The following is a 16,169-nucleotide window of genomic DNA, read 5'->3' as shown; positions in this document are numbered from 1 at the left end:
GATCCCTTTGATTACTGGCCAGCTGCCTGGGCGACAGGCTCGGGGCTGGCATCGACTTCGACTTTTTCACCCGGGCGCGCATGTTGCAGGCCTTCGACGATGATGCGGTCTCCGGCCTTCAGGCCGCGGTTGACCACCCAGCGATCATTGATCGCCGCGCCCAACTCCACCGGCTGCTGGCTGACGTTCTGCTCGGCGTCCACCCGCAACACCATGGGGATACCGGCGCTGTCGCGGGTGATTGCGCGCTGCGGCACACTCAGGCCTTGCTGGTCGACGGCCTGTTCCAGGCGCACGCGGATAAAGCTGCCAGGCAGCAGGTCGAGGTCCGGGTTGGGGAATTCGCTGCGCAGGATGATCTGCCCGGTGCCGGGGTCCACGGAGATCTCCGCGAACAGCAACTTGCCCGGCAACGGGTAGAGGCTGCCGTCATCCTGGATCAACGTGGCCTTGGCCTGGTCCTGGCCCACCTGCTTCAAGTGCCCGGCGCGGAAGGCGCGGCGCAGGTCATTGAGTTCGCGGGTCGATTGGGTCAGGTCGGCGTGGATCGGGTCCAGTTGCTGGATCAGCGCCATGGGCGTGGCTTCGTTCTGGCCCACCAGGGCGCCTTCGGTCACCAGCGCGCGGCCGATACGCCCGGAGATCGGTGCAGTGACGGTGGCATAACCGAGGTTGAGCTTGGCGCGCTGCACCGCCGCCTGGTTGGCCGCGACATCGGCGGCGGTTTGCCGGGCGGCGGCGCGGGCGTTGTCGTAGTCCTGGGCGCTGATGGCATTGCCTTCGACCAACTGGCTGTAGCGCTGCTCTTGCAGGCGCGCCTGGAAGGCATTGGCCTGGGCCTTGCGCAGGCTGGCCTGGGCGCTGTCGAGGTCGGCCTTGAACGGCGCCGGATCAATACGGAACAGCACCTCGCCCTGTTTGACGTCGTGACCTTCCTTGAACACCCGCTGCAAGACCACGCCGGCGACCCGTGCGCGCACCTCGGCAATGCGCGGCGCGGCAATGCGCCCGCTCAGCTCGCTGCTGATGGACAGGGGCTTGGCTTCGAGGGTTTCGATGCGTACCTTGGCCAGGGGCATTTGCGGGGCGTCGCCTGCGGAGTTGTCACACGCGCTCAGGGCCAACGTCAGTGCCAACAGGCAAAACGGCGCAAACAGATTCTTTGACATGCTCTTATCCCAATATTGACTGGCGCATCCTACGGGCGCCCCCGGCTTGGTGCTGTGAAGCTGTGTAGGTGGTGTGTGAAGAAATGTAAGGTGCGAGCGCGCTCGATCACCCGTGCGTATATCCTTCACGGCTGTGGATCCTAACAAGCTCCTCTGATCAATGACGATCTAATGTGAAACTGTATTAATTGGAAGCACCATGCCCAACATCCTCCTGGTCGAAGACGACGCCGCGCTCTCCGAGCTGATTGCCAGTTACCTTGAACGCAATGGCTATCACGTCAACGTGCTCTGCCGTGGCGACCATGTGCGCGAGCGGGCCAGGCTCAACCCGCCGGACCTGGTGATCCTCGACCTGATGCTACCGGGCCTGGATGGCCTGCAAGTGTGCCGCCTGCTGCGCGCCGACTCGGCCGGCCTGCCAATCCTGATGCTCACCGCCCGCGATGACAGCCACGACCAGGTACTGGGCCTGGAAATGGGCGCCGATGACTACGTGACCAAGCCCTGCGAGCCACGGGTGTTGCTGGCCCGGGTGCGCACCTTGTTGCGCCGCAGCAGCCTCAGCGAGCCACAGGCGGCCAATGACCAGATCCTGATGGGCAACCTGTGCATCGACCTGTCGGAACGTTCCGTAACCTGGCGCGACCAGGCGGTGGAGCTGTCCAGTGGCGAATACAACCTGTTGGTGGTGCTGGCACGGCATGCTGGCGAAGTGCTTAGCCGCGACCAGATCCTGCAACGCTTAAGGGGCATCGAGTTCAACGGCACCGACCGCTCGGTGGACGTGGCCATTTCCAAGCTGCGGCGCAAGTTCGACGACCATGCCGGCGAGGCGCGCAAGATCAAGACGGTATGGGGCAAGGGCTACCTGTTCAGCCGTTCCGAGTGGGAATGCTGACAGCATGTTCAGGGTCCTGATCCGTCTCTACCTGTTGACCATCGTGACGTACAGCGCGGCGATCTACCTGATCCCCATGGGCATCATCGAGGTCTTCCATCATCGCTACATGAACTACACCATCGAACAGTCCCGGGGCTTGCAGAGCCTGATCGTGCGCCAGTACCACAGCCGGCCGGTGGAGCGCTGGTCGGAGGTCACCGCCCAGTTGGCCCGGGATTTTGCGCCGCTGAAAGTGCAATTGCTGCATCGCCAGGATGCCCGCTACACACCGGCCGAGGAACAGTTGCTGGAGCAGGGTAAGCCGGTGATCCGCCTGGGGGAGTGGGGTTGGATGGAGGAAATCAGCTCGCCGCTCAACGGGCAACTGGCGGTCAAGCTGACCATCCCGCCCGACCCGCTGGACATGAACCTGCTGTACTGGACCATGAACGTGCTGATTGGCGCGGCGTTGCTGGGGGGCCTGTTGCTGTGGCTGCGCCCACACTGGCGCGACCTTGAACGCCTCAAGGCCACCGCCGCGCAACTGGGCCGTGGCCATCTGGAAGAGCGCACGCACATCCCCCCCAGCTCCAACATCGGCAGCCTGGCGGCGGTGTTCGACACCATGGCCAATGACATCGAGCACCTGCTCAACCAGCAGCGTGACCTGCTCAACGCCGTGTCCCATGAACTGCGTACCCCGCTGACCCGCCTGGACTTCGGCCTGGCCCTGGCGTTGTCCGAAGACCAGCCGGCGGCCAGCCGCGAACGCCTGCAAGGCCTGGTGGCGCACATCCGCGAACTGGATGAACTGGTGCTGGAGTTGCTGTCCTACAGCCGCCTGCAAAACCCGGCGCAACTGCCCGAGCAGGTGGAGGTGGTGCTCGATGAGTTTATCGACAGCATTCTGGGCAGCATCGACGATGAGCTGGAGAACCCCGAGATCGTGATTGATGTGGTGCTGGACTGCGCCGTGGAGCGTTTTACCCTCGACCCACGCCTGACCGCCCGCGCCCTGCAAAACCTGCTGCGCAATGCCATGCGCTATTGCGAACGACGTATCCAGATCGGCGTCAAGGTTTGCGCCAAGGGCTGCGAGATCTGGGTGGATGACGACGGCATTGGCATCCCCGAGGAACAGCGCGCGCGGATCTTCGAGCCGTTCTACCGCCTGGACCGCAGCCGCGACCGCGCCACCGGCGGCTTCGGCCTGGGCCTGGCGATCAGCCGCCGGGCCGTCGAAGCACAAGGCGGCACACTCACCGCCCAGGCCTCGCCCTTGGGTGGCGCACGCCTGCGCCTGTGGCTGCCCACCTAACTGTCTGTCTAGAGCTCCCACATTGATGGGGGTTTTTATGCAGTCCTGCTTTTGGCACATGCGCAGCCTTACCGCCCCTGACGCACCCTTGCTATAGTTCGGGCCTTATCAGCCGCCAGTCAAGGATCACTGCCATGTCCGAATACCAAGCCTTTGTCGTCGAGCTCCACGGCAACGTCGCCCATGTGCAGATCAATCGCCCGGAAAAAATCAACGCCATGAACGCGGCGTTCTGGAGCGAAATCGTCGAGATCTTCCAATGGATCGACGATACCGACGCCGTGCGCGCCGTGGTATTGAGTGGTGCCGGCAAGCATTTTTCCTCGGGCATCGACCTGATGATGCTGGCCTCGGTGGCCAATGAGTTCGGCAAGGACGTGGGGCGCAATGCGCGCTTGCTGCGGCGCAAAATCCTACAGTTGCAAGCCTCGTTCAACGCCGTGGATAACTGCCGCAAGCCGGTGCTGGCGGCGATCCAGGGCTACTGCATCGGCGGCGCCATCGACCTGATCAGCGCCTGCGACATGCGCTACGCCGCTGACGACGCGCAATTCTCGATCAAGGAAATCGACATCGGCATGGCCGCCGACGTCGGCACCCTGCAACGCCTGCCGCGCATCATCGGCGACGGCATGCTGCGCGAACTGGCCTACACCGGCCGTACCTTCGGCGCCGAAGAAGCGCGCAGCATCGGCCTGGTCAACCGGATCTTTGCTGACCATGAAAGCCTGCTGGCCGGGGTGCTGGAGCTGGCTGCGCAAATTGCCGCCAAATCGCCGATTGCCGTAACCGGCACCAAGGCCATGATCAGCTACATGCGTGACCACAGCATCAACGACGGCCTGGAATACGTTGCCACCTGGAACGCGGCTATGTTGCAATCCAACGACCTGCGCGTGGCCATTGCGGCCCATATGAGCAAGCAGAAACCCGAATTCGTGGATTGACTGAACATGACCCCAGGCTGGATCACTACAACGCTACTGGACAACGAGGCCCCGGGCGGCTGGGCTGTGGCCCGGAGTCGCGAAGGTTTTTTACGCGACGATAACGGGCCGCTGTTTCCCAGGGCCTGGCTCAAGCGCCAGGACCTGTCGGTGATGGCCGAACATGGCATTGGTCATCTGGACGGCGAGCCGGTGTACCTGCTGGAACTCAACAGCCCTGGCGAGGTGCCGGGTTGCCGCTGGCAAGGCCTGCGCGCCTTTATGCTGCAAGACGATCACCGCCTGTACAACGTCCTGGGCTATGCCGCGCAAATCGGCACCTGGGCCCGCGAGCACCGTTTTTGTGGCAGTTGCGGCCAGGCGATGGTGCAGGTGCCGCGCGAGCGCGCGATGTTCTGCAAGGCCTGCGACCTGCGCAGTTACCCGCGCATCTCGCCGAGCATGATTGTGCTGATCACCCGTGGTGATGAGATTCTGCTGGCGCGTTCGCCGCGTTTTGTCAGCGGGGTCTACAGCACCCTGGCCGGGTTTGCCGAGCCTGGGGAGTCTGCCGAAGACTGCCTGATCCGCGAAGTGCGCGAGGAAGTGCAGGTCAAGGTGCAGAACATCCAGTACGTGGGCAGCCAGTGCTGGCCGTTCCCCCATTCCATGATGCTGGGCTTTCACGCCGAGTATGCCGGGGGCGAGATCGTGCCCCAGGCCGATGAGATTGAAGATGCGCAGTGGTTCAACATCCACCAGTTGCCGCCGCTGCCGGCCTCGCGCTCGATTGCCCGCTACCTTATCGACCTGTATGTGGCGCGCCGTCTAGGCCACGCTGAACCAGTGCTGCCAGGCTAGGCGCACGGTCAGGCCGAGGACCACGGTGATAAACACCGGGCGAATGAACTTGGCGCCGCCGCTGATGGCACTGCGGGCGCCAAAGAATGCGCCCACCATCACCGACAGGCCCATGCTCAGGCCGACAATCCAGTCCACCGAACCGTTGAAGATAAACACCGACAGCGCCGCCGCGTTGCTGACGAAGTTCATGCTGCGTGCCACGCCGCTGGCCTTGACCAGGTCCACGGGGTACATCAACAGGGTGCTGACGGTCCAGAACGCGCCGGTGCCGGGACCGGCCACGCCATCGTAGAACCCCAGGCCGAAGCCCTGGGTCGATTGCCATTTCTTCTTGATTGGCGCATCGGCATCCAGCGGCGCCTTGGGCGTGCCGCCAAACAACAGGTAGATCCCGCAGGCGAAGACGATCACCGGCAGCATCTTGTTCAGCCACTCGGCGGGCAGGTAATGGGCAACGATGGCTCCCAGCAGCGCACCGACCAGGGTGCCGACGATGGCGTGCATCCACTGGCGCGGATGGAACAGCTTGCGCCGGTAGAAGGTAAAGCTGGCGGTGGCCGAGCCGAAGGTCGAACTCAATTTATTGGTGCCCAGCACCAGATGGGGCGGCATACCGGCGGTGAGCAAGGCCGGGGTGGTGAGCAAGCCACCGCCGCCGGCAATGGCATCGATAAAACCGGCAATAAAGGCCACCACGGCGAGGATGGCCAAGGTGGTGAGGTCAACGCTGAGTTCAAAAGGCATGGAGGCGACTTATTTTCGGCGAGGCGCAGAAAGGGGCTGCGCGAAAGTCCGATAGCTTACCGATAACCGCTTGCCAGGGCGACTGTTGCAACACACTCTCATCGAGAGGAGCCAGGTGTTGTGCCAGCAACAGTGATCCAACAAACCACCCGCCAGGGCAACATTGCCCCGCCCGGGCCCGGAGCGGCCGAACGCCCCAGCCACGGGGCTTTGCCCGCGCTGGCATGCTTACTGCTCCACACCCTGCACATCCCCTGTGTGCGAGGTACCGAGCCATGACTCAGCAAGCCGTGAAATTTGCCTATTGGGTGCCCAATGTCAGTGGTGGCCTGGTGGTCAGCAACGTCGAGCAACGCACCGACTGGGGCATCGACTACAACCGCAAACTGGCCCAACTGGCCGAGGCGGCGGGGTTTGAGTACGCCTTGACGCAAATCCGCTTCACCGCCGGCTACGGCGCCGAATACCAGCATGAATCCGTGGCCTTCAGCCATGCATTGCTGGCCGCTACCCGCACGCTCAAGGTGATCGCCGCGATCCTGCCGGGCCCCTGGCAGCCGGCGTTGGCGGCCAAGCAACTGGCGACCATCGATCAACTGACCCATGGCCGGGTCGCGGTGAATATCGTCAGTGGTTGGTTCAAGGGCGAGTTCCAGGCCATCGGCGAACATTGGTTGGAGCACGACGAGCGCTACCGGCGTTCCGAGGAGTTCATCCGTGCCTTGAAGGGCATCTGGACCCAGGATGACTTCACCTTCAAGGGCGATTTCTATCGCTTCAACAATTACACCCTCAAGCCCAAGCCCCTGGGGCAACCGCACCCGGAGATTTTCCAGGGGGGCAGCTCCCGGGCCGCGCGGGATATGGCGGCGCGGGTGTCGGATTGGTATTTCACCAATGGCAACACGCCAGAAGGGATCAAGGCCCAGGTCGATGATATCCGCGCCAAGGCCGCCGCCAATCACCACTCGGTCAAAGTCGGGGTCAACGCGTTTGTGATCGCCCGCGACACCGAGGAAGAGGCCCTGGCGGTGTTGGCCGAGATCATCGACAAGGCCGACCCGCAAGCAGTCAATGCCTTTGGCGATGCCGCCAGGCAGGCGGGCCAGGCCTCGCCGGAAGGCGAGGGCAATTGGGCCAAGTCCAGCTTCGCTGACCTTGTGCAGTACAACGACGGCTTCAAGACCAACCTGATCGGCACGCCCCGGCAAATTGCCGAGCGCATCGTCGCGCTCAAGGCGGTGGGGGTGGACCTGGTGCTGGCGGGCTTCCTGCACTTTCAGGAAGAGGTGGCGTATTTTGGCCAGCGCGTGCTGCCCCTGGTGCGCGAACTGGAGGCCAAGGCCGCGGCGACCGGCAGCGCCAGGGCGACGGCGTTACCCGTATAGCACCACCGCCGCACGCAGTTGGTTATTGCCAAAGCGGCACATCCGCGCGAATTCCCCGTGGCTGACCGGCAAATGCTGGCAGTCCATGGGCTGGCGATGCTGGCTATGGTCCACATCGGGGTCATGCAGGTAGACAAACTCCTGATCGCAGTCGGTCACGATCACCCAGTGCGGTGACTTGGAGCGCGTCAGCCGGTAGCTGCTGATCAGCACCAGCGGCTGACCGCCTTCGCCCAGGACCTGCGCCAGGTCCAACGCACCGCCGAACACCTGCTGCACCTCGCTGTTGGCCAACTCTTGCTCGAACCCCTCATGCACCAGGCGCATGACCTCTTTTTTATGCAGGTTACGCACCCCATCGAGAAACAGCGGCCCGCGCACGTTGACCTGCATGCGCACGCGAAAGCCCCGACGCCAGGCGGCCAGGGCCAAACCCTGGGGGCTGCAGCCGCCGTGGCCGGCGGTCATGAACACAGTGGTTGCTTCGCGCCAGATCTGCAGTTCTTCGCGGCGCAGGGCCTCACGCCCCGGCACCAGGGCGCCCATGGCCATCAGCAGGCACGCGGCGCCGCAGGTGAAATCGGTGGTCTGCGGGTAGTAGGGCACGCTCAAGGCCCGGGCGTCAGCGTGCTGGAGGATGCGTTTCTCCAGGCGCAGGGCGTCGGTATGGTCGGCGTAATAGTCGTTGATCAGGGCAAAGCGCCGGTAGCCACTGCGCTCATACAGGGCGATGGCGCCAGGGTTGTCGGTGCGCACTTCAAGGCGCAGGTAGGCACAGTCGTGTTCCACGGCACAGGCCTCGATGCGCGCCAGCAGTTGCTTGCCCAGGCCCATGCCCCGGGCAGGCGCGGCAATGGCGATGGAGTACAGGCGCGCCAGCGAGGTGCCGCGATGGAACAATACCAGGGCATAACCGAGCAAGTGGCCGGTGTCTTCGGCCACCAGCAACTGCCCATGGGCACGGCTGATCATCCACTGGAAACTGCGGGTGGACAGACGCTCGGTGGTGAAACAGTGCTGTTCCAGTGCCACCAGCGCCGGCACGTCATCAAGGGTTGCAATGCGAAAACAAAGAGTCATATAACCGCCGTAAAAGTTGCGTAACTAAACGAGACTTCCGTGAAAGATCGTGCTTAATAGAAAAGGTCAAGTTCTCTAGCGGATCAATCAATATGTCAGCGGTACAAAGTCATTGGCGAGAAGTATCCGAGCAAAGCGTCGCGGCGACAATCACTTCCAGCGGATATTTTTCCACACAGCCCAAGAGTCCAAGCCAAGTCGTGATTATTGTTGAGCGCAAGGAAGACTGGGCCTCGTACTTCCCCAGCGAAGATATAGTCACCGCCCAGGAATACCTCGAACACTCCCGGGAGAACGAGGCAGGCAAACGGGTGCAGGTGATCAACCTGTGCCGCAGCTACAAGTACCTGGGGCATGGCTACTACTGCTCGCTGCTGGCCGAAGCGCGGGGGCACAAGGTGATTCCGTCGGTGCGTACCATCAGCGAATTGACGAAAAAATCCCTGTACGGCCTGGCCCTGGATGACCTGGATAAAACCCTCGATAAAGCATTGAGTCATCATCTTTACAGCAATACCGAAGGGTTTACCCTGACACTTTATTTTGGCCGGACCAATATTGAACCACTGCAAGATTTAGCCCGGCAGTTATTTGAAGCCTTCCCATCCCCCATCCTGTTAGTTGAGTTCCGCAAGCATAACGGCTGGCATATCGAAGGCATCAAGTCCGGGGTCTTACATAAGTTGCGTGATGATCAGGAAGATCAATTCGCCCATGCCCTGGACAACTTCAGCCGCCGGATCTGGCGCCAACCGCGCTCCAAGCGCCTGGCCCGTTATGACCTGGCCATCCTGCATGATCCCCAGGAGCAGTTGCCGCCGTCCAATGCCAAGGCCCTGGATAATTTCGTGCGGGTGGGCAAGGGCTTGGGCATCGATGTCGAGCTGATCGAGCGCAAGGACTACGCACGGCTGGCCGAATACGACGCGCTGTTGATCCGCGAAACCACCAGTGTCGACAACCACACCTATCGTTTCGCCAAGAAAGCCGAGAGTGAAGGGCTGGTGGTGATGGACGACCCGGCGTCGATCCTGCGCTGTACCAATAAGGTCTACCTCACGGACCTGCTCAACAGTCATCAGTTGGGCATGCCCGCCACCGAGATTCTGTACAAGGAACGACCGCAAGATTTCGAGCGGGTGGGGGAGCGATTGGGCTTCCCCCTGGTGCTGAAAATCCCCGACGGCTGTTTCTCCCGGGGGGTGATCAAGGTAGAAAGCCAGGAGGCGCTGCTGACCGCCACGGCCGAGCTGTTCGAGCACTCGGTGTTGCTGCTGGCCCAGGAGTTTTTCTATACCGAGTACGACTGGCGCATTGGCGTACTCAACCGCAAGCCGATCTTTGCCTGCCAATATTTCATGTCCAAGGGCCATTGGCAGATCTACAACCACAAGGCTATCGGCCAGGATATCAACGGCGAGTGCCGGACCCTGGCGGTGCACGAGGCGCCCAAGGCCGTGGTGGAGCTGGCGGTCAAGACCGCCAACCTGATCGGCGATGGCTTGTACGGTGTGGACTTGAAGCAGTCCGGCGACAAGGTGGTGGTGATCGAGGTCAACGACAACCCGAACATGGATGCCGGGATCGAAGATGCCTACTTGCAGGACGACCTGTATTCCCTGGTGCTGGAAGAGTTCGTGCGCCGCCTGGAGCTCAAGCGCCAGGGCCAGGGCTGGTGATCGGCTTTGAACTGCGCGAAGGCGCGCTGCGCCGCAGCGAGCGCGAAAATGCCGAGATCCTGCTGTTCAACAACCCCGACAGCCATGAGCGTGAATTACTGCGCGAGCGCTACAAGGTCGATGAACATGCGCTGGCATCGGCCCTGGACCCGGACGAGGTGTCGCGTATCGAGTTCCATCCAGACAACCTGTTTTTGATCTGGAAGCGCCCGCAAAACTATTCCGGGGGCAGCAACCTGGTGTTTGAAGTGTCGTCCTGTGGCTTGCTGTTTTCCCCGGACCGCCTGCTGGTGATTGCCACCGACGACAGCCAACTGTCCGGCCTGGGCGCGCGGCGGCCGTTGCATACGCCGCTGGACGTGTTGCTGGACCTGCTGCTGAACAACCTCCACCACTACCTGGGCCACCTCAAGGTGATCAAGCTGGTCGCCCGGGAATTGCAGCAGCAGTTCAACGCCTCCATGAGCAACCGCCACCTGATGCAAATGTTCAGCCTCAGCGAGAGCCTGATCTATTACATCAACGCGCTGCACAGCAACGGCGCGGTCTTGACGCGCTTGCGCAACCACGCCGAGAAGGAGCATTTCAGCCCGCAGACCCTGGGCTTGATCGATGACCTGATCATCGAGAACCACCAGTGCTACAAGCAGGCGGAGATCTATTCCAACGTGTTCTCGGGGCTGATCGACGCCCGGGGCAACCTGATGAACAACAGCATGAACAACCTGTTGCGCAAGCTGACGCTGATCAACGTGGTGTTCCTGCCGCTGAACCTGATCGCCAGCATTGGCGGCATGTCCGAGTTCAGCATGATGACGGCGGGTACACCGTGGTGGGTGGCGTACCCGCTGTTTCTGCTGGCGATGGCGTTGGGCGCCGCAGGGATGGTGTTGGGGCTCAGGCGGGTGGCCAGGGGCGGCGGGAAAGCGGGGTAACCTAGGCTCCCGCCTGTAGCGTCAGCACTTCAAACCCCTCAGCGGTCACGGCCACCGTATGTTCCCACTGGGCTGACAGGCTGTTGTCGCGGGTCACCACGGTCCAGCCGTCCTTGAGGCTGCGCACCTTGGCGCTGCCCTGGTTGAGCATTGGCTCGATGGTGAACACCATGCCTTCGCGCAGGATCAAGCCGGTGCCCGGGCGACCGAAGTGCAGGATTTGCGGTTCTTCGTGCATTTGCCGGCCAATCCCGTGGCCGCAATACTCGCGCACCACGCTGTAGCCATTGGCCTGGGCGTGGCTTTGGATCGCATGGCCGATATCCCCCAGGCGTGCGCCGGGCTTGACCTGGCGGATACCGGCCCACATCGCCTCGAAGGTCTGCTCTACCAGGCGCCGTGCCTTGGGCGCGACGGCGCCGATCATGTACATCTTGCTGGCGTCGGCAATAAACCCGCCTTTTTCCAGAGTGATGTCGATATTGAGGATGTCGCCGTCCTTCAACACGTCCCGGGCACTTGGCATGCCGTGGCACACCACTTCGTTGAGGGAGGTGTTGCTGCTGAAGGGGTAGTCATACTGCCCAAGGCTGGCGGGGCGCGCTTGCAGGTCCTGGCGGATAAACGCCTCGATTGCCGCATCCAGCTCCAGGGTGGTCAGGCCAGCGTGCACCCGGTTGTCGAGCATGCTGAAGACCTGGCCCAGCAGGCGGCCGGCTTCGCGCATCACGGCGATCTGTGCAGGGGTCTTGATCATCGGCTGCGCCCTCGGATCAGGTCGGGCTTGTCGAGCAACAGCTTGTTGATCAGGTCGTTGTAGGCCAGGTGCGGATTGAGTTCGGCCAACAGGCCGATCTTGATCCAGAACTCCGCCTGGGCGTTGATCGAACGGTCCATGGCAGCGCTGGCCAGACGGATTTGTTCATGCAGTTGATCGGTGATCTTGACGATGCCCATGAGCTTCACTGTGTAGGGTGGATATACAAATCGTATACGTTTCGTATATCGCTCGTAAACCCCCAGAGTTGACTTGCCACAGAGCGCCGGTTAGTTTTGCGGCATGACCTTGCAAACCTATCGTTCCCAGCCAAGCATTATTATTACCGCCATTCCTTATTTGGCGGGATAGCGTTCGGCTGTACCCAAACCCGCCCTAGAGGCGGGTTTTGTTTTTCCGTCTCTTGGGCTTTGTCAAACGCCAGGAGTCCCCCCATGAGTAGCCCCTTGCTGCTTGAGCAATACGTAAAAAAAATCCTCGCCGCGCCGGTCTACGACCTGGCGATACGCACGCCCTTGCAGGCGGCCCCGGCGCTGTCGGCGCTGCTCGGCAATCAGGTCCTGCTCAAGCGCGAAGATTTGCAGCCGACGTTCTCCTTCAAGATCCGTGGCGCCTACAACAAGCTGGTGCAACTGACCGCAGCGCAAAAGGCCTGCGGGGTGATTACAGCTTCGGCGGGCAACCATGCCCAGGGCGTGGCCCTGGCGGCACGTGAGTTGGGGATCAGGGCGACGATCGTGATGCCCAGCACCACGCCCGAATTGAAAGTGCTGGGCGTGCGCTCGCGAGGCGCCGAGGCGGTGTTGCAGGGCGCAAGTTTCCCATTTGCCCTGGCCCATGCGTTGCAGTTGGCCGAGCAGTCGGGGGCCACCTTTGTCTCGCCTTTCGATGATCCCGATGTGATCGCCGGGCAGGGCACCGTCGCCATGGAAATCCTGCGCCAGCAACAAGGCGCGCTGGACGCGATCTTTGTCCCGGTCGGTGGCGGCGGGCTGATCGCCGGGATCGCCGCCTATATCAAATACCTGCGGCCAACAGTACGGGTGATTGGCGTGGAGCCTGAAGGTTCCAGTTGCCTGCTGGCGGCCCTGGGTGCAGGCGAGCGGGTGATCTTGCCCAGTGTGGACAACTTCGCCGATGGCACCGCCGTGGCGCAGATCGGCGCCTATGGCTTTGAAATCTGTCGTCACCATGTCGATGAAGTCATCACCGTCAGCAACGATGAACTGTGCAGCGCGATCAAGCTGATCTACGACGACACCCGCGCCATCACTGAGCCCTCCGGCGCCCTGGCGGTGGCTGGTATCCGCCGCTATGTGAAACGCAGCGGGGCCCTGGGGCAGACGCTGGTGGCGATCAACTCCGGGGCCAATATCAACTTCGATAGTTTGCGCCACGTGGCCGAGCGGGTGGCGGCACAACAGCACAGCTCCCCCATTTGATCTATGGCGCTACTGCACGCTGGCCTTCTCGACGGTGGGCGAGGCCGACCAGATGCGGTAACGCACTTCGACATCTTTTGGAACATATATCACGATGGGCAATTTACTGTTGTAGCGCAGCAAAAAACCGTCACCGACCACCGGTACAAACGCCTTGCGGGTCTTGCCGTCGGGGCAGGCCATCAGGGTGCTCATGGGGCCAATAACGTTCTCCATCCGGTAAAACGGGTAGCCCCAACCTTCGAGATTCTTTTCTTCCAACACCCCACCCAGGCGTTGCTGGTTACAGTCCACGGACAGGGTTTTGCCGGCCAGGATCTCGACCTGGAGGTCCTGTTCCCGGGGCTGTGCAGGCAAGTGGATAACCTGGCGCACGTGCCCGGCATCGGCCTTGGGGTAGGGCGCGATATCTTCAAGTTTGGCAGCGTTGGCCTGTGCGGCCAGCACGCTCATTGCCAGTACCGAAAGGAGAGTGAAGGGAGAAGCCGTCATGGGACGTCCTTATCTTGAGGTCAGTTGAACAGTGGTTGCCAACGATGCACGCCAACGCTCGGCAGTGCAAACCGGGAGCAACTTATATAAGAGTGGCGGTTGCTTATGAGGAAAGGATCCTACGCCGTTGGACACAAGGAGTAGGCTCAGCAGTTGAACGTACCTGCCAGGGTTGGCAAGGCGTGAAGTCAACCGTCGACGCGACGGTCAGACTATCGATAGCGATAATAATTCATTGGCGGTCTCAACAAAGGAGAGGTTTAGCCATGCTTTCGGAACTGGAATTGCGCAGCATTATTGAAGGAGGTTTCCTGCCTCGACGTTGTGAATGCATCAAGGCCCAGGATGCGACGCTGACGATCAAAGTCTACGACGATGCTGAGGGGACGGGCATCACCGTCACCGGTATCCAGGCCGATAAGCTCGACAGCAGTCGAGCCATCTGCAACCTGATCACCGAGTTGCGTGAAGACCTCAAGCATGCCCATGCTCCGGCGCCACGTCGGGCGGGGGCGAGGCTTTACTGATCGGGGCAACTGGGGTATTGCGGATTGCCGGGCCTGGGTAAACGCCAGGCCCGGAAGTGTTTGTTTGCATGATTCCAGGCTGGTGTAGCATCTGAAGTACTTATCAATAACTATAAGTAAATTTATTGTTATAGTGATGCATGAGAAAGTTCTTATTAAACATCTTGAGCATCTTATTAAGGCGCTCTTCGTCTGCCTTGTCTCTCGCGTTGATTAAATCCCAATTCCTTTCTATATCGGGGCCGACATAGCCGTTAGCGGCGCTGTAATACAAATTAACTTGCTCGTTTTTTGTCAGGCCGCCATAGGGGTGTCCATCAAAAACTTTTGCCATGACCGTATTGCTGCTCATTTCAAGTCCTAAGATAACCATCAATGTTATGGTTTTGAGAAATACGCTTTTTTTGGTTGTAAAAAAATTCAAATTTAATATTGGTACTAACATAATGACTCCGTAAGTTTTGTAGTGAGCATTTAGTTAAGTTGGAGTATTATTTATTGAGTCATAACTGCCGTATAGGTTTGTGCGCTGTCTTCTACAGTTCCGGCGATCTTAGTACCGTCCTGGGAAATCACCCCAATCATCGCGTTCTTGCCGCCGCTATAGAATCCAAAACTCTGCAACCCGTTTGAAATATCCCAAGTGGCACTTTCTGTAAACGTGCCAGAGTTGGCGCCCTGGACTAATAAATTTCCGTTATCCGCCAGTGCTACACCTGAACTGCCAACCCCCACTGTAAAGGCCGGAACCAGGTTGACGGTGCCTGCCGTAATATTCCATACGGCGGTGCTGCCGTTCCCATCGGTATCGGTGTAATCCACCACGGCTTGTGCAGCGTTATTCAACTGGCTGGCAATACTCACGCTATTGCCACTCAAGGTTGGTACGAGTGTTGGCGTCGAGGTTGGCGTTGCCCAGAATGCCGCACGGGAGAACGGTGCGGTTGAGTACTTGCACCCCCCCACCACCTGCAACGCATCATTGATGCTCGTGGCGATACAGGTCAGTGCCCCGGCAGGTTTGGGTAATGGGGTGGAGACATATAACAGGCCATTGTGCTGGGCAATTTTACCGATCATGGTGCCGTTGGCATCAGGGCAGCTGGTGGCGACTACGGGGCGGGAGTTGACCAATGTATAAGTGAGATCGACCCCTCTGCAATTGTCACCGGGGCTCGATACATCTCGAGCATTGCTTTGCCCCGCGCCCCACAGGACAACCGTGGAAACCCCGGACCGGTTGATACTGGAGCCCAGCACACCGCCGCGCTGATTGATTGCAGAGGGAACGGTGCTGACATCGGGAAACAGGCCAATCAGCCCTGGGCGCGGGAACAGTTTAAGAATACCGGACGGCAGATCGTTGGCGTCCCACACAACGGCGTAGTCGGCCCCATCCGGGGCACCGCATTTACCGACAATCCACCCGGCATTGCTGATGGCCCCCACTGAGCAAGGTTGTGAAGGCGCCAGGCGCGGTAACAAGACAGGCGTTGCCGGGGTAAGGGCGACCCAGGGGGAATTGGGGATTGTTATACTGCCGGTACTGCAGTTTCCAACCACAACACCGCCATTATTGATGCCTGAAACACTGCACTGTTTTCCGCCAGGTGGGGTGATCGCGACATAAGCGGCCATTGTAGTATGTGCACCGCCGAGCCCCATCAGTAGCGTGGCGATTATTGCGTTGTTTTTTATAAAAGAGTTCATGTTATTCCTTCCTGGAAATCACTGATAAGTAATTGACGGCAGGCTTGATAAGCGTGAGCGGTTCGAGAGTCCCGCTCCTAGCTCAACTCTATTTCTGCAGTATTACTTGTCCTTTGTTTGCGCCAAACAGCTGCCTCTATGCTGAAAACATTAAAGGCTGCGCTGGGCCTTCGTACAACTGTCAAAATTGACAGTTGTACCGACTTCAAAATAGGCGTAGCCACATTGGCACTC

17 protein-coding genes are annotated in these 16,169 nt (G+C 60.5%); 9 read left to right on the top strand and 8 right to left on the bottom strand.

Annotation, left to right across the window (positions count from 1 at the left end; translation table 11 throughout):
- Positions 1-11 precede the first annotated feature (11 nt).
- Positions 12-1,169 carry an efflux RND transporter periplasmic adaptor subunit gene (locus BLL38_RS01735; protein ID WP_076961033.1) on the bottom strand — a complete coding sequence of 386 codons (1,158 nt, stop codon included), beginning with the start codon at positions 1,167-1,169 and terminating at the stop codon, positions 12-14.
- A 199-nt stretch (positions 1,170-1,368) separates the two neighbouring features.
- Here BLL38_RS01735 and BLL38_RS01730 point away from each other — a divergent pair, with 199 nt between their 5' ends.
- From BLL38_RS01730 to nudC, 4 genes are all read left to right on the top strand, one after another.
- Positions 1,369-2,070 carry a response regulator gene (locus BLL38_RS01730; protein WP_076961032.1) on the top strand — a complete coding sequence of 234 codons (702 nt, stop codon included), beginning with the start codon at positions 1,369-1,371 and terminating at the stop codon, positions 2,068-2,070.
- 4 nt (positions 2,071-2,074) lie between these two features.
- Positions 2,075-3,370: an ATP-binding protein gene (locus BLL38_RS01725; RefSeq protein WP_076961031.1), complete on the top strand. Its 1,296-nt coding sequence runs from the start codon at positions 2,075-2,077 to the stop codon at positions 3,368-3,370.
- Between the two features lie 134 nt (positions 3,371-3,504).
- The gene (locus tag BLL38_RS01720) at positions 3,505-4,317 is read left to right on the top strand and encodes a crotonase/enoyl-CoA hydratase family protein (protein ID WP_076961030.1); all 813 of its coding nucleotides are present in this window, start codon (positions 3,505-3,507) and stop codon (positions 4,315-4,317) included.
- 6 nt (positions 4,318-4,323) lie between these two features.
- Positions 4,324-5,157 (top strand): NAD(+) diphosphatase, encoded by an 834-nt coding sequence (nudC, locus tag BLL38_RS01715; protein WP_076961029.1) that lies wholly within the window; start codon positions 4,324-4,326, stop codon positions 5,155-5,157.
- Here nudC and BLL38_RS01710 read toward each other — a convergent pair.
- On the bottom strand, positions 5,125-5,904 hold the full coding sequence (locus BLL38_RS01710; RefSeq protein WP_076961028.1) for a TSUP family transporter: 780 nt from the start codon (positions 5,902-5,904) through the stop codon (positions 5,125-5,127). The genes nudC and BLL38_RS01710 overlap by 33 nt on opposite strands.
- A 275-nt stretch (positions 5,905-6,179) precedes the next feature.
- On the opposite strand from BLL38_RS01710, the gene sfnG reads away from it, so the two are divergent.
- The gene (gene sfnG / locus BLL38_RS01705; protein WP_076961027.1) at positions 6,180-7,292 is read left to right on the top strand and encodes a dimethylsulfone monooxygenase SfnG; all 1,113 of its coding nucleotides are present in this window, start codon (positions 6,180-6,182) and stop codon (positions 7,290-7,292) included.
- On the opposite strand, the gene BLL38_RS01700 is transcribed toward sfnG, so the two are convergent.
- Complete coding sequence (locus tag BLL38_RS01700; RefSeq protein WP_076961026.1) at positions 7,281-8,372, bottom strand: GNAT family N-acetyltransferase/peptidase C39 family protein; 1,092 nt, start codon at positions 8,370-8,372, stop codon at positions 7,281-7,283. The two genes, sfnG and BLL38_RS01700, sit on opposite strands and share 12 nt — an antisense overlap.
- 92 nt (positions 8,373-8,464) lie before the next feature.
- On the opposite strand from BLL38_RS01700, the gene BLL38_RS01695 reads away from it, so the two are divergent.
- Together BLL38_RS01695 and BLL38_RS01690 are read left to right on the top strand one after the other, a co-directional pair.
- Entirely contained in the window at positions 8,465-10,051 is a 1,587-nt protein-coding gene (locus tag BLL38_RS01695; RefSeq protein WP_076961025.1) for a RimK family protein, read from the top strand.
- Entirely contained in the window at positions 10,045-10,986 is a 942-nt protein-coding gene (locus BLL38_RS01690) for a magnesium transporter CorA family protein (protein WP_076961147.1), read from the top strand. The genes BLL38_RS01695 and BLL38_RS01690 overlap by 7 nt, the downstream gene beginning before the upstream one ends.
- Position 10,987: 1 nt before the next feature.
- On the opposite strand, the gene map is transcribed toward BLL38_RS01690, so the two are convergent.
- Both map and BLL38_RS01680 read right to left on the bottom strand, forming a co-directional pair.
- A complete protein-coding gene (gene map / locus BLL38_RS01685; protein ID WP_076961024.1) occupies positions 10,988-11,743 on the bottom strand; it encodes a type I methionyl aminopeptidase in 756 nt (251 codons plus the stop codon).
- Complete coding sequence (locus BLL38_RS01680; protein ID WP_076961023.1) at positions 11,740-11,943, bottom strand: ParD-like family protein; 204 nt, start codon at positions 11,941-11,943, stop codon at positions 11,740-11,742. Before BLL38_RS01680 ends, map begins: the two co-directional genes overlap by 4 nt.
- A gap of 255 nt (positions 11,944-12,198) precedes the next feature.
- Between BLL38_RS01680 and ilvA the strand changes: the two genes are divergently transcribed.
- On the top strand, positions 12,199-13,206 hold the full coding sequence (gene ilvA / locus BLL38_RS01675; protein WP_076961022.1) for a threonine ammonia-lyase, biosynthetic: 1,008 nt from the start codon (positions 12,199-12,201) through the stop codon (positions 13,204-13,206).
- A 9-nt stretch (positions 13,207-13,215) separates the two neighbouring features.
- On the opposite strand, the gene eco is transcribed toward ilvA, so the two are convergent.
- Complete coding sequence (gene eco / locus BLL38_RS01670; protein WP_076961021.1) at positions 13,216-13,698, bottom strand: serine protease inhibitor ecotin; 483 nt, start codon at positions 13,696-13,698, stop codon at positions 13,216-13,218.
- Positions 13,699-13,964: 266 nt separating this feature from the next.
- Between eco and BLL38_RS01665 the strand changes: the two genes are divergently transcribed.
- Complete coding sequence (locus tag BLL38_RS01665; RefSeq protein WP_076961020.1) at positions 13,965-14,225, top strand: DUF1652 domain-containing protein; 261 nt, start codon at positions 13,965-13,967, stop codon at positions 14,223-14,225.
- Positions 14,226-14,328: 103 nt separating this feature from the next.
- Here BLL38_RS01665 and BLL38_RS01660 read toward each other — a convergent pair whose 3' ends face one another.
- Positions 14,329-14,577 carry a hypothetical protein gene (locus BLL38_RS01660; protein ID WP_130898181.1) on the bottom strand — a complete coding sequence of 83 codons (249 nt, stop codon included), beginning with the start codon at positions 14,575-14,577 and terminating at the stop codon, positions 14,329-14,331.
- Between the two features lie 143 nt (positions 14,578-14,720).
- Positions 14,721-15,935: a hypothetical protein gene (locus BLL38_RS01655; protein WP_076961018.1), complete on the bottom strand. Its 1,215-nt coding sequence runs from the start codon at positions 15,933-15,935 to the stop codon at positions 14,721-14,723.
- Positions 15,936-16,169: the final 234 nt, after the last annotated feature.

This window comes from Pseudomonas gessardii (assembly GCF_001983165.1).
Lineage (GTDB): Bacteria > Pseudomonadota > Gammaproteobacteria > Pseudomonadales > Pseudomonadaceae > Aquipseudomonas > Aquipseudomonas gessardii.
Note: the sequence above shows the minus strand (reverse complement) of the source record. Positions and strands in the feature narration are given on the sequence as shown.

Bases quoted from the DNA above. Each gene is read 5' to 3' on its own strand.
- BLL38_RS01735 (WP_076961033.1), bottom strand. From the start codon at position 1,169: ATGTCAAAGAATCTGTTTGCGCCGTTTTGCCTGTTGGCACTGACGTTG.
- BLL38_RS01730 (WP_076961032.1), top strand. From the start codon at position 1,369: ATGCCCAACATCCTCCTGGTCGAAGACGACGCCGCGCTCTCCGAGCTG.
- BLL38_RS01725 (WP_076961031.1), top strand. From the start codon at position 2,075: ATGTTCAGGGTCCTGATCCGTCTCTACCTGTTGACCATCGTGACGTAC.
- BLL38_RS01720 (WP_076961030.1), top strand. From the start codon at position 3,505: ATGTCCGAATACCAAGCCTTTGTCGTCGAGCTCCACGGCAACGTCGCC.
- nudC (WP_076961029.1), top strand. From the start codon at position 4,324: ATGACCCCAGGCTGGATCACTACAACGCTACTGGACAACGAGGCCCCG.
- BLL38_RS01710 (WP_076961028.1), bottom strand. From the start codon at position 5,904: ATGCCTTTTGAACTCAGCGTTGACCTCACCACCTTGGCCATCCTCGCC.
- sfnG (WP_076961027.1), top strand. From the start codon at position 6,180: ATGACTCAGCAAGCCGTGAAATTTGCCTATTGGGTGCCCAATGTCAGT.
- BLL38_RS01700 (WP_076961026.1), bottom strand. From the start codon at position 8,372: ATGACTCTTTGTTTTCGCATTGCAACCCTTGATGACGTGCCGGCGCTG.
- BLL38_RS01695 (WP_076961025.1), top strand. From the start codon at position 8,465: ATGTCAGCGGTACAAAGTCATTGGCGAGAAGTATCCGAGCAAAGCGTC.
- map (WP_076961024.1), bottom strand. From the start codon at position 11,743: ATGATCAAGACCCCTGCACAGATCGCCGTGATGCGCGAAGCCGGCCGC.
- BLL38_RS01680 (WP_076961023.1), bottom strand. From the start codon at position 11,943: ATGGGCATCGTCAAGATCACCGATCAACTGCATGAACAAATCCGTCTG.
- ilvA (WP_076961022.1), top strand. From the start codon at position 12,199: ATGAGTAGCCCCTTGCTGCTTGAGCAATACGTAAAAAAAATCCTCGCC.
- eco (WP_076961021.1), bottom strand. From the start codon at position 13,698: ATGACGGCTTCTCCCTTCACTCTCCTTTCGGTACTGGCAATGAGCGTG.
- BLL38_RS01665 (WP_076961020.1), top strand. From the start codon at position 13,965: ATGCTTTCGGAACTGGAATTGCGCAGCATTATTGAAGGAGGTTTCCTG.
- BLL38_RS01660 (WP_130898181.1), bottom strand. From the start codon at position 14,577: ATGAGCAGCAATACGGTCATGGCAAAAGTTTTTGATGGACACCCCTAT.
- BLL38_RS01655 (WP_076961018.1), bottom strand. From the start codon at position 15,935: ATGAACTCTTTTATAAAAAACAACGCAATAATCGCCACGCTACTGATG.